The sequence below is a fragment of the Oceanirhabdus seepicola genome, assembly GCF_023684385.1.
Classification (GTDB): Bacteria; Bacillota; Clostridia; order Clostridiales; family Clostridiaceae; genus Oceanirhabdus; species Oceanirhabdus seepicola.
In genome coordinates, this window is the sequence record NZ_JAGSOJ010000001.1 from 1488908 (window position 1) to 1504532 (window position 15625).

The 15625-nt window shown below is 31.2% G+C and carries 12 protein-coding genes; 4 read left to right on the plus strand and 8 right to left on the minus strand.

Annotated elements, in window-relative coordinates; all coding sequences use genetic code 11:
- Window positions 1–3: 3 nt before the first annotated feature.
- The gene (locus KDK92_RS06590; RefSeq protein WP_250858401.1) at window positions 4–1305 is read left to right on the plus strand and encodes an L-cysteine desulfidase family protein; all 1302 of its coding nucleotides are present in this window, start codon (window positions 4–6) and stop codon (window positions 1303–1305) included.
- A 72-nt stretch (window positions 1306–1377) separates the two neighbouring features.
- Window positions 1378–3150, plus strand: a complete 1773-nt coding sequence (locus KDK92_RS06595) for a sigma-54-dependent Fis family transcriptional regulator (protein ID WP_250858402.1) — start codon at window positions 1378–1380, stop codon at window positions 3148–3150.
- An 87-nt stretch (window positions 3151–3237) separates the two neighbouring features.
- Here KDK92_RS06595 and KDK92_RS06600 read toward each other — a convergent pair whose 3' ends face one another.
- The 8 genes from KDK92_RS06600 to KDK92_RS06635 form a co-directional block, all read right to left on the minus strand.
- Complete coding sequence (locus KDK92_RS06600) at window positions 3238–3810, minus strand: indolepyruvate oxidoreductase subunit beta (RefSeq protein WP_250858403.1); 573 nt, start codon at window positions 3808–3810, stop codon at window positions 3238–3240.
- Window position 3811: 1 nt separating this feature from the next.
- Window positions 3812–5596, minus strand: coding sequence for an indolepyruvate ferredoxin oxidoreductase subunit alpha (iorA, locus tag KDK92_RS06605; protein ID WP_250858404.1), 1785 nt, complete (start codon window positions 5594–5596; stop codon window positions 3812–3814).
- 245 nt (window positions 5597–5841) lie between these two features.
- Complete coding sequence (locus tag KDK92_RS06610; protein WP_250858405.1) at window positions 5842–7896, minus strand: sigma-54 interaction domain-containing protein; 2055 nt, start codon at window positions 7894–7896, stop codon at window positions 5842–5844.
- Window positions 7897–8263: 367 nt separating this feature from the next.
- Entirely contained in the window at window positions 8264–8410 is a 147-nt protein-coding gene (locus KDK92_RS06615; RefSeq protein WP_250858406.1) for a hypothetical protein, read from the minus strand.
- Between the two features lie 9 nt (window positions 8411–8419).
- A complete protein-coding gene (gene surE / locus KDK92_RS06620) occupies window positions 8420–9397 on the minus strand; it encodes a 5'/3'-nucleotidase SurE (RefSeq protein ID WP_250858407.1) in 978 nt (325 codons plus the stop codon).
- A 52-nt stretch (window positions 9398–9449) separates the two neighbouring features.
- A complete protein-coding gene (locus tag KDK92_RS06625) occupies window positions 9450–10877 on the minus strand; it encodes a 6-phospho-beta-glucosidase (protein WP_250858408.1) in 1428 nt (475 codons plus the stop codon).
- A 35-nt stretch (window positions 10878–10912) separates the two neighbouring features.
- The gene (locus KDK92_RS06630; protein ID WP_250858409.1) at window positions 10913–11764 is read right to left on the minus strand and encodes a Cof-type HAD-IIB family hydrolase; all 852 of its coding nucleotides are present in this window, start codon (window positions 11762–11764) and stop codon (window positions 10913–10915) included.
- Window positions 11765–12317: 553 nt separating this feature from the next.
- Entirely contained in the window at window positions 12318–13142 is an 825-nt protein-coding gene (locus KDK92_RS06635) for a MerR family transcriptional regulator (RefSeq protein WP_250858410.1), read from the minus strand.
- Window positions 13143–13361: 219 nt separating this feature from the next.
- Between KDK92_RS06635 and KDK92_RS06640 the strand changes: the two genes are divergently transcribed.
- A complete protein-coding gene (locus KDK92_RS06640; protein ID WP_250858411.1) occupies window positions 13362–14501 on the plus strand; it encodes an Ldh family oxidoreductase in 1140 nt (379 codons plus the stop codon).
- Window positions 14502–14698: 197 nt separating this feature from the next.
- The gene (locus KDK92_RS06645) at window positions 14699–15598 is read left to right on the plus strand and encodes a cation efflux transmembrane domain-containing protein (protein WP_250858412.1); all 900 of its coding nucleotides are present in this window, start codon (window positions 14699–14701) and stop codon (window positions 15596–15598) included.
- The last annotated feature ends 27 nt before the right edge of the window (window positions 15599–15625 follow it).

Consider the following 15625-nt stretch of genomic DNA (forward strand, 5'->3'; position numbering starts at 1 on the left):
TTCATGAATATAGGAAATCTTATTATTGATACATTAAAAGAAGAAGTTGTTCCAGCAATGGGATGTACTGAACCTGTAGCTGTGGCATTAGCATGTGCAAAGGTTAAAGAGTTAATAGATTACGATACAATAAATAATATAGAGGTTCTTGTTGGCCCTAATATATATAAAAATGGTTTAGCAGTTGGAATCCCAAATACAAATGAAGTTGGACTTTACATATCAGCAGCCTTAGGTATAACAGGTGGAAAAAGCGAAAAGGATTTAAGAGTATTAGAAGGTCTTACTGAAGAAGATGTTCAACTTGCTAATGAATTATTAGACAGTGGAAAACTATCATTAGATATAAAAGATACAAAAGAGAAAATATATATTGAAGCAAATATTGATACTAATAAAGGCTCTGCTAAAGTAGTTATACAAGGTAGACATAATAAATTTGTGTTTATAGAGAAACAAGGTGAAGTTATATTAGATGCAAAAGAAGAAAATGGACAAAGTTCAAATTCAAATAATGTCTTATACAATATGAAAATTTCTGATATTATAAAAGAAATAGAAAAAATACCATACGAAGATATTTCTTTTATGCTAGATGGTTTAGAGATGAATGAAAAAGTATCTGAATGTGGTTTAAGTGAAAGAAAAGGTATGGGAGTAGGCTACAGTTTTAAAGAAAATATGGATAAAGGAATTCTATCTAACGATATAGCAAATACAGCTATGATGATGACTGCGGCTGCTTCAGATGCTAGAATGTCCGGAATATGTTTATCTGTTATGAGTAGTAATGGAAGTGGAAATAATGGACTAACAGCTATTTTACCAATAGCCGCTTACAGAAAAAAATTCAATGTGGACGATGAAAGATTAGCTAAAGCTTTAGCTATAAGTCACATTATGAATAGTTATACTAAGTATTATATAGGTAGATTATCTGCTTTATGTGCTTGTGGTGTTGCCGCTGGAACAGGAGCAGGTGTAGCAATTGCTTGGCTTATGGGTGCAAATGACAACCAAATAGATGGCGTTATTAAAAATATGATTGCTAACACTAGTGGAATGATTTGTGATGGTGCAAAAGTAGGTTGTGCTTTAAAGCTTGCAACTTCTGCTTCTTCAGCTGTACAATCTGCACTTTTAGCTATGAACAATTGTATAGTTCCTGCAAGAAACGGAATCGTAGCAGAAACTGCTGAAGATACAATAAAGAATTTAAAAACTTTATCTGTTGAAGGAATGAGCAATGCTGATAGTTGTATTTTAAAAATAATGAAGCAAATGCAAACCAAAGCCCACGCATAACATTCTAGTTGAGAATTGAAACTCTATAAGATTTTCTTTTTTACTTAATTTTTAAAATGGAGAGGTTAGATTATGAGCTTAAGTAAAATTGTTTCAAGTGTTCAAAATATTTCAGAAGCTATATCAAGTGTACTTAAAATTGATGTAACTGTTGTAGATGATTGTCTTAATAGAATTGCAGGTACTGGACGTTATAAACAGTGTATTGGGGAATCAGTTAGTAAAAATTCTGTATTCAGCTTTGCTTTATGTAAAGGTGAAAGCTTTATTATTGAAAATCCTGGTCAGCACGCTGTGTGTTTAAAGTGTGAAGCTCTCAAAACCTGTAGCGAACGTGCAGAAGTTTGTTGCCCAATTAAAGTAGGTAATCGTGCCATTGGGGCTATAGGACTCATAGCTTTTGAAGAAGAACAAAGAAATGCAATTATTAATGATAAAGATAATCTTATAGAATTTTTAAATAGGATGGCAGATTTAATTTCTTCAAAGTTATTAGAACAGGAGAATACAGATAAAATTGAGCTTTTAGTAAAAAATTTAGAGACCGTTATAGACTCGGTTGACAAAGGAATCATTTCCGTTGATCATGACGGAAGGGTCTCTAGATATAATAAGAAAGCTCTTCAGTTATTCCATATAGATGAAGAAGAAATCTTAAACATGAATATTAAGGATTTCATAGAAAATATTAATCTAAATAATTTAATGGGACATAATAAGGTCGTAAAGAACAGACAATTTACCTATAAACAAAATCACCATCAATTTAGAGGTGTTTTTGATTCAAACCCAATTAAAATTGATGATAAACCCTTTGGTATGGTATTTACCTTCAGTAATATCTCTGAAGTATTGAATACTGTTAATAAAATTACCACTGGTGCTATTGTTACAGGATTTGATAGCATTATTGGTGAAAGTCATTGCTTAAAAGATGTGAAAACTGAAGCAGAAAAGGCTTCTAATTCAACCTCTACTGTATTAATTCAAGGAGAAAGTGGAACTGGAAAAGAACTTTTTGCCAGAGCTATTCATTTTCATAGTGATAGATGCTGTAAGCCATTTATTCCAATAAATTGTGCAGCCATTCCTGAACAATTACTTGAAAGTGAACTTTTTGGTTATGAAGAAGGGGCTTTTACTGGAGCAAGAAGAGGTGGTAAAGCTGGAAAATTTGAACTCGCTAATAAGGGTACGATTTTTCTAGATGAAATTGGTGATTTACCTCTACACCTTCAAGCTAAACTTTTGAGAGTTGTACAAGAGAATGTTATTGAAAAAGTTGGTGGAAAAGACTATATACCAATAGATGTTCGAATCATTGCAGCTACTCATAAAGATTTAGAGACAAAAGCATTTGAAGGAGAATTTAGACAGGACCTTTTTTACAGATTAAACGTTATTCCTGTGAACATTCCATCATTAAGAGAAAGAAAAGAAGATATTGTGATTTTGGTTCAATATCTATTAAATAAATGCAATAAAAAATTAGGAAAAAACATTAAAGAAATATCCCCCTGTGCCTTAGATATACTTAAAAATTATCAATGGCCAGGTAATGTAAGAGAACTTGAAAATAGCATTGAATATGCTGTAAACATGTGTAGAGGCAATGAAATTCAAGTTATCGATCTCCCTAACCGTTTAAAGAATATATGTAAGTCTTTCAAAGAGACAGAGTTTGAAGGCATCACATCTATTAAAGATTTAGAAAAACGAGAGATTGAAAAAGCTTTAAAACATTTTGGAAATACTAAACAGGCAATTACCAACGCAGCAGAATCTTTAGGCATTGGTAGAGCAACCTTATATAGAAAAATTAAAGAATATAATATAAACCAATAAAAAAAGCCCTCAAGGGCTTTTTTTATTTAACAATTGACAGTTGACAATTGACAACCACTGTCCATTGTCAACTATGTTTTTCTAAGATTATTTTACTAAATCCATTCCTACCTTTATAGCCTTAATGTTTAAATCTATAAATCTTTCTTTTACGTTCTCTTTTATAATTCTTTCCCAATCTATTTCATCAAGTCCCATTGATTTTACTAAAGCACCTAAAAGAATTACATTCATAACCTTTGGATTTCCTAGTTCTTTTGCCTTTGTAGCAACATCAACAATTGTAGCATTTGCCTTTTCTACTAATTCTTCATTAATACCTTCTGGATACTCAGCTTTTCCATTAAGAATAGGCATAGAGTCTATTCTATGATCATTTACTATAGCTTTTCCTTCTGGTTTTAGATATTTAAGCCATCTTAATGCTTCCATTTTTTCAAATGAAACTAAGATATCTGCCCCACCGATTTCTATAACTGGTGATTCTACTTTTTCACCATATCTTACTTGAGAAGATACTGATCCTCCTCTTTGGGACATTCCATGAATTTCACTCATCTTTACGTCATATCCTGCTTCCATAAGTCCAGTTGTTAAAAGTTTACTTGCAAGAATTGTTCCTTGCCCACCTACTCCGACTAATAAAATACTCTTTGTCATATTATTTTTCCTCCTTAACAATTGCACTTACAGGACAAACCTGAGCACAAACTTCGCATCCTACACACATAGCTGAATCTATATTTGCTTTTTTAGCTTCTTTATCAAATGAAATTGCTGGACATCCAACTTTTGTACATTTTTTACATCCAATACATTTTTCTTTATCAACTACACATTTTTCAACGAATGCACCTTTGAACTCTTCTTTATCTTCTTTAGAGAATTTTTTAAGAACACAAGGCCATCTTGTAATAATAACTGATGGTTCATCTAAAGCTAATGCCCAATCAAACGCCTCATTAACTTCTTGAAGATTGTTAGGATTTACCACTCTCACATGTTCAATACCACAAGCTCTAACTATTGGTTCAATTTCTACGATTTTAGTTTCTTTACCTTGAAGAGTATAACCTGTTCCTGGATTTTCTTGATGTCCAGTCATTCCTGTAATTCTATTATCTAAGATTACATTTATAGAATTACTCTTGTTATAAACAACATCTAGTAAAGAGTTAATTCCAGTATGGAAGAATGTAGAGTCTCCAAGTACTGAGATTAATCTTTTTTGGTTATTTTCTCTCATGTTAAATACTTGTTGTGCTCCATGTCCAACACTTATACTTCCGCCCATACAGAAGTTCCAATCCATTGCGTTGTAAGGCTCTGCAAAACCTAATGTATAACACCCAATATCTCCTGAAATTACAACATTTTTTCTCTTACCAACTTCATAGAAAAATCCTCTATGTGGGCAACCAGCACATAATGATGGAGGTCTAGCTACTATTTTACTTTCATCATACTCTATAGATGGCATTGTTTCACCAAATACTGATTTTCTAATTACATCTGGAGTCATTTCTCCACAGAATGGGAAAACATCTTTTCCATGACATTCTATTCCCAATGTTTTAACAAACTCTTCGATGTATGGATCATTTTCTTCAATAATATATATTTTATCAACTTTTTCTGCAAACTCTTTAATTTTGTTTTCTGGAAGTGGGTTAGTAAATCCAAGTTTTAAATAAGATGCAGTATTTCCGAAAACTTCTTTTGCATATCCAAATGCGCCACCAGAAGCTATAATACCTATTTTAGTATTATTCCACTCAAAGAAGTTTAATTCAGTACTATCAGAAAACTCTTTAAGTTTATTCATTCTTTCTTCAACCTTTAATCTTAACAATCTAGAGTGCCCTGGTACTGTCACGTATTTTTTAACATCTTTTTTATACTCTTTAAGTTCAACTTCTTTTCTGTCATAACACTCTACAATACCTTTTGAGTGACAAACTCTTGTTGTCATTCTAAATAGGATAGGAGTATCATATTCTTCACTTAATTCAAAAGCATCTTTCATCATATCTTTACATTCTTGGCTATCAGTTGGCTCAAACATTGGTATTTTAGCAAATTTAGCATATTGTCTATTGTCTTGCTCATTTTGAGATGAATGTTGACCAGGTTCATCCGCTGTAACTAAAATCATACCACCGTTAACTCCAGTATATGCAAATGTGAATAATGGGTCTGCTGCAACATTTACCCCAACATGCTTCATAACAGCTAAAGTTCTCGCCCCAGCTAAAGATCCACCGATTGCTGCCTCTAATGCTACTTTTTCATTTGGTGCCCATTCAGCTAAAATATTATCCTTATAAAGAGCAACATTTTCTAATATCTCTGTACTTGGTGTTCCCGGATATGCTGATGCATATTTTACACCTGCTTCATATGCTCCACGAGCAACCGCCTCATTACCTGTAAATAACTTTTTCATATTTTCACTCCTTAATTTATTATCTATTTAGAATAGTTTGAAAAATACATCTATGATAATTCTTATTTTGTTACTGATGCTTATAAACCTAATGTCTTACCTAAAATATAACCTACCCTTATATTATTAAGCAAATTCCATGCCAAAATGATTATTATACCTAAACCCTTGAAATACGCGAATTTAGAATTCATAAATGCATCAAAGGGTTAAACGGTATGCACCCATTCAACCCTTTTAACCCTTTAACTATTATCTATCACTTTAAGAATTTCTTTACCATACTCTGTGATGACACTTCCTAATCGCCCTTTACTTATCTTCACTAGACCATTTTTATTTAGATTAATTAAAATTTTTCTTATTTCTTGTTCACCAAGAAGCAGATCTACTTCCTTGGTCTTTTCATAAATGCTTCTTCTACCTACTCTAACTTTTTTCTCATAACTTTCATTAAGAACTTTAAGCACAAAAATATATTTCTCTAAGTCCTCTCCAATACTCTCTAAAAAATCCTCTTCTGCTTTACTATTCTCTCTTTTCAACTCTTCTTCATTTTTATTATTAAAAATAATATCATTAGCCGTTATTGTATCCTCGTTAATATTGCACGAGTACTCTACAAAGTTCACTATTTCCCTAACATTACCATTCCACTTATAACTCACCAATACTTTTTTAGCTTCATCGCTTAGTAAAAAATCCCCTCCCAAGCTTTTTTTATAATACTCAATTAAAGGAAGTATGTCTTCTCTCCTGTTTCTAATAGGAGGAATGTGCAAAGGAAGAACATTAAGTCTATAATATAAATCTTCTCTAAACCTCTTTTTAGCAATTTGCTCTTCAAGTTTCCTATTAGTTGCTGCTATAACTCTTATATCAACAGAAATAATCTTATCACTACCTAATCTCATTATTTCTTTTTCTTGAAGAACTCTCAATAGTTTAGTTTGCAGGATGTAAGGCATTTCTCCTATTTCATCAAGAAAAATAGTTCCCTTATGGGCTAGTTCAAACAATCCCATTTTTCCGCCTTTTCTTGATCCCGTAAAAGCCCCATCTTCATATCCAAAAAGTTCACTTTCAAGGATATTAGCTGGTAACGCTCCACAATTTACTGCTACAAACTGATAATTTTTTCTAGGTGACTCATTATGAATCGCCTGTGCAAAAATCTCCTTACCTGTACCAGTTTCTCCTGTAATTAAAATAGATGCTTTTGACATAGACATTCTCTTTGCAATTTTCTTACACTCGAGCATGCACTGACTATCCCCTATAAGATTATCAAAGGTATATTTAGCCTTATGCCCCTTTCCTATAAGTTTTTTTCTTATTTTATGCTGCCTATTCTCAACTTCATGGAATTCCTTCAAAATAATAATTGCCCCATAAAATCTTCCTGAATGAATAACTGGTTCAATTGAAAAAATTATATCCTTATCGTGTATTTTTGCAACTTCATTTTTAACAGTATTTTTATATACAAAAGCCTCTTCAATTAATTTTCCTGGCAAGTAATCCTTAGCTTTCATCTTTAAAAGTTCTTCTCTGGTAGTATTCATTATTCTGCAGGCATTGTTATTGCAAAGTTTAAGATCCCCATCTTTTCCTAATTCAATAATTCCATCTTCATTAGAATCTAAAAGTACTTTAACCTTACTCTGATAACTATTCATTTTATTAATTATATATTTCAATCCTTCTTTAGTAGTCGCTAGACTTTTATTAGTATTATATAAATTAATATTTTCAGTAATATAATCAAGGTCAAGTTTCATTGACATTTCAACTATTGTATCAACATCTAAATATCCTGGTCCTAAATTTATGAATTTCTGCTCATGTCCATATTTCTTTTCCTTATAGCTGTCTTCCAATACAATATATATTTTTCTTTCATTCTCAGAACTAATGTTAGATATAGGTGCAATATTTACCTTATTACAATTAAGCATATGATGGAATTCACGGCTTATTTCACTAGCAATACTAAAGTCTTTATGATATGAATATACTGGGCCATGCACTTTAACCTGTTTTAATCTTTCTTTACTATCCAAGGTAATAGTTTTATTCATTTTAATAGCATTCTCATGTCCATGAAAATAATTCCTCATGCTCTTGTATAATGAAAACGAAGGGTATAATAATATATCCACACTAACTTTTTTCTCTACTTCATCCCCTTGAACAATTTTTATTATATCTATGGCATCATTAAAGATACTTTTTAATTGATTATATATTGGCGCAATTTCTTGTTCAGAGTAATCAATAATTGCAACTTTTTTCTTCATAGGCCCCCCCTTTAATTTTATCTAGTCCACTGTTAATTGTTCATTAATTACTAATGTAATTAATATCTATACTATGATATTTATTATATCATCTATAGAAATTCCATAGTATAACTTAATTTATACATATCTCAAAATCGCAGACACCTCAGACCTGTATGTATAAGTTTAGTTTTATACTGGAATCTCTATAGTATTTTTTAAAAACACATATATTTCTATTCGAAAATATCAACAGTAAATTACTAGATTAGAGAAATCTATAGAAATCCCATATAGAAACCTTATATAGAAACTTAAAAGAATATAAAATAAACCAGAGTGAAAACGATACTTAGGTATTGTTTTCACTCTGATTTTGTTTTAATTATTTATATTGTGGAAGGAATTCAATGTTTTCTTTGATAATATCTTCTAAAACTTTTTGCATTCTTACTGAATCTCCAATTAACGAATTAATAGTTAGTGTTATTAATTCAGTATTATAATTTCCTCTTTCATCATAATCTCCCATTATTTCTGATTAAGGTTGAATGTCCTTTAAAACTTCTTTCATATAATCTTCTTTTTCTTGCTCTGCGTTCCAATTTCCATCAATGACAGTAATAGTAACAAATCCTCTATTTGCTTCTGTTAAATCAGTTACAACTTCAGGATTTTTAATTTGACCCATGAATTTATCCATATCCATAGAGTTGTAAATCCCACCTTTTTCTTCATCGTAAGCGTAGTTTTGGAAATCTGTATAAACTTCTTCATTTTCAATGAATTTTACACCTTGAACTTCTTCAGCTGGTACAGCTGGATAGTTATAACTTAAACCTGTTCCAAGAGGCATTAACATATTTCCTGCTTTCCATTCTTCATTAAGCTCATTTACCATATTAACTGCGAAATCAACAGCAGGAATCATGAACCCTTCAAGATTTTCATCATTTAGTATATTAAGACTTGCAGCTATAGCTGGATAACCATGTCTAACAGCTCTTGCAGCTCCACCAACTGTTCCTGAGTTAAATTGTACTTCCCCAAAATTTGGTCCATCATTTACACCTGAAATTACTAAGTCTGGTTTTTCAGGCATTACAACGTGAACTGCAGCTTTGAAGCAATCTGAAGGAGTACCTTCAAATGCATATTTTTTATCTCCATACTCTACTAATTCATGAGCTTCTTTGTTCCATAGTATAGAAGTTCCTGTACCACTTTGGTTAGTAAGAGGCGCAACCATCCACGCTTCATAACCTACTTCTGTTAACTTGTCAAATAACATTTGGATACCCATTCCATCATGTCCATCATCATTGATAAGTAAAATACGCATTGGTCTGTTCTCACGTTCTTCAGCCGAAACACCATTATCTACTAACTCCACTTTTTGAGCCATAACTTTTTCATCTGATTGTGCTTTCTCCGTAGTTTCTGAACACCCTGTTAGTGTTAATGCAGTTGCCATAGAAATAGCTGTTAAAATAGACGCCAATTTTAATCTTTTATTCATAATTTTCTCCCCCTAAAATTTTACTTTGTTAAGTTCTATAATGAAGATAGAATTATAATTCCTCACCATTCGTCGCAATAACATTCTTATACCAATTGAAACTCTTCTTTCTAGATCTTTCTAAAGTTCCATTACCATCATTGTCTTTATCAACATATATGAATCCATAACGTTTCTTCATTTCCCCTGTAGATGCACTAATTAAATCAATACATCCCCATGGTGTGTATCCCATAAGTTCTACCCCGTCGATTGTAACAGCTTTCTTCATTTCAACAATGTGTTTTCTTAAATAGTCAATTCTGTAATCATCATTAATTGAACCATCTTCCTCAACCTTATCAATAGCTCCTAAACCATTTTCCACGCAGAATAGTGGCACTTGATAACGATCATATAGATTATTTAGTGAAGTTCTAAGCCCTTCTGGGTCAATTTGCCATCCCCAATCTGATGCTTCTAAATAAGGATTTTTAATTCCACCTAACATATTACCAGCTGTAGAATTTTTATCTGTTGGTTTTGAACTAATTACTAATGACATGTAATAGCTGAATCCAATGTAATCTACTTTACCTGCTTTTAAGATTTCCTCATCTCCAGCTTCCATTTCAATATTAATATTATTTCTCTCAAAATAACGCTTCTGATAGTTTGGGTAATATCCCCTTACATGAACATCAGAGAAGAAATAATGTGTATTCATCATTTCATTAACAGCTTGAACATCTTTAGGATTACAAGTTTCTGGATAAGCAAGTGGATATAATATCATACATCCAATTTTAGAATTAGGATTAATTTCATGCCCTAATTTAACAGCCTTTGCACTTGCTACTAGTTGATGATGAGCTGCTTGATAAGAAACTTGCTCCTTGTTTTCTCCTTCTTTTAACTTAATACCTGCTGGGATAAACGGAAATAATGCAACTGCATTTATTTCATTGAAAGTCATCCAATATTTAACTTTATCTTTGTAGCGAGTAAATAATGCCTCACAGTAATTTACATAGAAATCTACTAATTTACGACTTCTCCAAGCGCCATACTTTTCAACTAGTCCATAAGGCATTTCATAGTGAGAGATTGTAACTACAGGCTCAATCCCATACTTTAAGCATTCATCAAAGAGGTTATCATAGAATTTTAATCCTTCTTCATTTGGCTCTGCTTCATCACCATTTGGAAAGATTCTTGTCCACGCAATTGAAGTACGGAAACATTTAAAGCCCATCTCAGCTAATAAAGCAACGTCACCTTTATAATGATTATAGAAATCAATAGCTTCATGTGATGGATAATATTTTCCTTCTATAACTCCATCTGTATATTCACGATGCTTATCTACTGCACCTCCAGTAGCGACATCTGCTGTACTTACACCTTTTCCTCCTACATTCCATGCTCCCTCACATTGGTTGGCAGCAACTGCTCCCCCCCATAAAAATCCCTCTGGAAATTGATTAATTTTATTTTCCATGATTATTTCCTCCTATATGTTAGTGTTATTTTAATTTAAGCTTTAATTTTTAAAAAGAATTCATCAATAGCATGAGCAACTCCATCATCATCATTTGTTTTTGTAACAAACTTTGCTTTATTTTGAATTTCTAATGGAGCATTTCCCATAGCAATACCAAGCCCAACATAATCGATCATTTCTAAATCATTAAAGCTATCTCCTATTGCTATTACTTCTTTTTTATCAAATCCTAATTCACTAGTTAGAATTTCAAGACCACTAGCTTTGGATATATTTAGAGATAATATCTCCATTCCATAACCTGAATTTGTTATTCTGATTTTATCCTTGAATTTCTCTTCTAACTCAAGTCTCCCTTCATTTATTTGTTCATGATTACCATCAACAAAAATTTTGAATGGCTTTGTCTTATTATTTTTAATATATTGAATTATCTTATCGTTTGACATTCTTCTATACTTTGATTTTTCTGCCAACAAAGTCTTGAATGAATGTATATTAAAGAAACGTAAGAACATCCTCCAACCCAAATAATTAAAGTTTCCAAAAGAACTTGACTCATGTAAAATCATAAAGTTCAGATTATATTGAAGCAAAACTTCTACAATTTCTATAATAATCTCATTCTCTATTCTTTTTTCAAATAGTGGTTTATCATCTAAATGATTTATAATATAGGCTCCATCGTTAGTAATAATAGGCAGTTCAAGATTCAAATGCTTAGCCACCAATTTTGCACTTGGATAGTTTCTTCCTGTTGCCAAGGTTACTAACAAACCTTTTTTTCTTGCTTCTTGAATAATTTTTCTTGTATTCTTTGTAATACGATTATCAGATGTATATAATGTACCATCTAAATCTAATGCTAAAAGTTTATATTCCAAACCTTACACTCCCCTATGACAACTTCTTATTTGTCTTTAATTTACTGATTAAATCACCCCTTTCAAAAAATAAAACCTAAACTAATCATGAAAATACATTTCTGCCTTTTCATAATCAATTTAGGTTTTGCCTGCTCTACCAGTAACAATCCTGTTATTATTTGAAACCTTTTAATATTCATAAAGGTCTCTTTTCATTTCACTAAAAACGGAATAAAATCAAAAAAGGCAAAACCATAACATAAAATGTTATAGGTTTTGCCTGCATTATCAGTAACAATCCTAATAGTATAGATTCTTTTAACTTTATTTTATCATGAGCTTTTTTTATCGTCAACCACAATTTAAATTATGGATTTTTTCCCGTATATCGGATATACCTAGAATAAATTTTCAATTCAATTATATATGAAGAATATTTTATAAAAGATAGATTAAAATAAATACATAATAAGTTTAATATTATTGGAGGTTTTATTCTTGCCTGAGATTTGACTTGTTTTGGAATAAGTGAAGAAACAAAGTAACATTAAAGACCCATTAAGCAAATTTTTTATTTGTTTGATGGGTCTTTAAGTAAGATCTGTATTTCCCCTTTTGTTTTATTAGGTTCCTCATGGGTTAATGATTTAAAAGACTCTGAGTAGATAATATCCCCTCCTACTTTATATCCTTTTTCCTCCATCCAAGAAAGTACCCTTTTTATCTCTTTATCTATATCTTTTATATATCCCTCTACCTTTAAGCAAGCATAACTTCCTGCACATAAATTTTTACTATCGTTAATTTCATAATTTTTAGAAACTGTAAAAAAATAGCATGAATATCTATTATATTCTTCTGAAATTTTACTGTTTTTATCAAATATAAATCCAAACTCAACAAAGGGAATTTGATCATCAATGGCCTTTCTCAATATTTCTGAACCTGAAGCCAGTATATCTGAAAAATTATCTAAACTCTCTCCACTATCTTTAATCTTAATGATTTTTCTTTTCTCTAACTCTTTTATCTTAATTCCATCATAGGTTGAATTTTCATTATTCAATTTTTTCTTTATAAGTCTAATATTTTCTTTTGAAAACATTACCCTTTGTAATTCTTGATTAAGTTTCTCATCTGCCTCATCTAATATATTCCCAATATTTTCAGGATTCTTATCTTTAAAAATCCTCTTTATATCACAACTTTCAAGACCAATATTTTTCCAAAGCAATATTTCAATAAGTTTTGCTAGTTCTTCATCTCCATATACTCTATACCCATTTTCCTTAATAAAGGCTGGCTGAAGCAAATCAATTTTATCGTAGTACTGAAGTGTTCTTTTGGTTATATTGAACATTTTTGCAATTTCGCTAATTAAATATTCTCTTTTCACCTTTTCACGCTCCTCTTAAGGAAAATTTATTATTGACCATTACGTACGTTATTGTTTTAAGCTATTACTAGAACCAAGCTTAAAGGAAGTAAACTTGGGCTTTTTTATTAGATATATAAGTTAATTTTTTAACTTATTATTCTCTTATTAAGTAAGTTTAATTTTACTGCATAATAAAAAAACAATCAAATCAAGAGATTTTATATGGAGGTAATAAAAATGTCAAACTCTAAACTACTTAAAATCAATGCGGATCTTCTTGAGTTTCTTTATAGGGAATTCTGGATGAAACTAGGAGCTTCAGAAAACCATGCAAAAGCTTTTGCAAGAGGAGTATCAATGGGAGATAGACAAGGAAAACTTTTTCAAGGGATGGGAGTAATGGAAGCTGCATTAATTCCTGTTGAAGGTGGAATTGGTGATTTAACAACTGAACCTGAACTAGTATCTGAAGGTCCTACATGGGCAGTTTATAACGGAAATAGATCTACTGGATATTACACAATTACACAAATGACTGAAAAAGCTATCGAAAAAGCAAAGGAATTTGGTATGGCGATTTCATTTGGATATAACCATATAGATGCTGGATCATTCTTTTCTTATACATCACTAGCACTTGAACATGATATGGTTGCAATGGCTTCAAACAACTCACTTCCTCTTAGTGCACCATTTGGAGGAATGGATTTCGCTATGTCAGTTCCACCATTTGATGCAGCTTGCCCAGCTGGTGAGCAGTTACCACTTGTAGTTAGTACAAAGCTTTGTGAAGGATATGATGCAGATATTACAGAAGCCCTTTTAAAAGATGGAAAACTAAAAAGCAAACTTCTTGTAGATCCTAAAACTGGTGAGCTTACAGATGATGTAAGACCACATGCAAAATTAATTGAAGGTTACGGAAGAGTTAGTGATTGTAGCGCTCCATGGATATTCTCAAATCCTAGACTTTACTCATTAAACATATGGAATGAGTTTATGACAGCAATTATTAATCCACATGGAATTGTTTCTTCTGATCTTCCATCACAGCCATCTGATTACTTTAAACCTGATGCACCTACACCAGTTGGAGGGTCATACATTATAGTAATCGATCCTAGCAAATTTGGTCCTATTGAAAATGTTAAAGCGAAATCAGACAGATATATACAATCTATCAAAGGATGTAAGAAAAGACCTGGGGTAAAAGAAATATACACTCCAGATGAATGGGGATTAGAAAAAGTATACAGACAAGAGAGTCCAAAGGTTGATGTAATGGAAGACCACTTAAATGCATTTAAAGGCTTCCTTGAGAAATATGGACTCAACTATGATACATTAGTTGAACAATGGGAAAAAGAAAATAAATAATAAATTTATTAAAAGGCCTGCCTATAGAGATTCCAACTCAAATTTTGATTTATGCATGTCCAAAGCTCGTTGATGCTTCGAGATTTTGGCTATAATCGTATAGCTTTTTCTAAGGTGTATGTATAAATTACTTTTCGTACTGGAATCTCTATATCCGACAGGTCTTTAGTAACTACATATTAAAGGAGGAAATTATCATGAATATACAAAAGACTGAAGCTAAAGGCTTAAAAATTGCTGTTATTATACTATTATTTATGGGTACTCTTGGAATTATAGTTTCTCAAATATCAAACTCTGCTGCAATATTAATTGATGGTGTATTTAGCATTATCTCAGCAATTTCAACATTAATAGCAATTAAAGTATCCTCACTTTTAACCAAAGAAAATGAAAAGTATCCTTTTGGATATGCTGGTTACGAGCCACTTTATGTTGCTCTTAGATCATTTTTACTTACTATTACAGTATTAATGGCTTTATTAGACTGTGTATCAAAAATAATAACATACATTTCTACTGGAAGTGTTCCACAGGTTGATGCAAAAATATTTATGATATATGTAATTTTTATAGCCTTAATGTATGTTGTTTTAAATATTCATTATAGTAAATACTGCAAAATTACTGAAGGTAAATCTGAACTTCTTTCAGCAGAAAAATTTAATGCTAAAGCAAACTCACTTCTTATGTTAGGGGTAGGAGGCTCTTTTATATTTATTGGACTTTTAAAATTTACTCCCCTAAAATTCTTAGTACCAATAAGTGATTCTATAATTGTATTTTTCATAGCATTAATGGTTGCAATAGATTCAATCAAATTATTCTCAAAAACAATTGCAATTTTAGGTGGAAAAGGAATTTCAGAAGAAGAAAAGAATGAACTTTTGGAAAGCTTAAAGAAAATCTATTTATATGAATTAAATATCAATAAACTAAGAGTACACAAAGCGGGAAAAACTGCTTATGTTGTTGTAGATGTTTGTATTAATGATGAGAACATATCTAAAACTATAATTAAAGATATAAATAAAACCATAAAAAACAGTGTGAATGAAAAATATTCTGTAAATCATACTTTTGTTAATTTTATATAGTATTTTAATAAAGGAAAACCCTCCACA

Bases quoted from the DNA above. Each gene is read 5' to 3' on its own strand.
- KDK92_RS06595 (WP_250858402.1), top strand. From the start codon at position 1,378: ATGAGCTTAAGTAAAATTGTTTCAAGTGTTCAAAATATTTCAGAAGCT.
- KDK92_RS06640 (WP_250858411.1), top strand. From the start codon at position 13,362: ATGTCAAACTCTAAACTACTTAAAATCAATGCGGATCTTCTTGAGTTT.
- surE (WP_250858407.1), bottom strand. From the start codon at position 9,397: ATGAATAAAAGATTAAAATTGGCGTCTATTTTAACAGCTATTTCTATG.
- KDK92_RS06645 (WP_250858412.1), top strand. From the start codon at position 14,699: ATGAATATACAAAAGACTGAAGCTAAAGGCTTAAAAATTGCTGTTATT.
- KDK92_RS06615 (WP_250858406.1), bottom strand. From the start codon at position 8,410: ATGGGAGATTATGATGAAAGAGGAAATTATAATACTGAATTAATAACA.
- KDK92_RS06610 (WP_250858405.1), bottom strand. From the start codon at position 7,896: ATGAAGAAAAAAGTTGCAATTATTGATTACTCTGAACAAGAAATTGCG.
- KDK92_RS06600 (WP_250858403.1), bottom strand. From the start codon at position 3,810: ATGACAAAGAGTATTTTATTAGTCGGAGTAGGTGGGCAAGGAACAATT.
- KDK92_RS06625 (WP_250858408.1), bottom strand. From the start codon at position 10,877: ATGGAAAATAAAATTAATCAATTTCCAGAGGGATTTTTATGGGGGGGA.
- iorA (WP_250858404.1), bottom strand. From the start codon at position 5,596: ATGAAAAAGTTATTTACAGGTAATGAGGCGGTTGCTCGTGGAGCATAT.
- KDK92_RS06590 (WP_250858401.1), top strand. From the start codon at position 4: ATGAATATAGGAAATCTTATTATTGATACATTAAAAGAAGAAGTTGTT.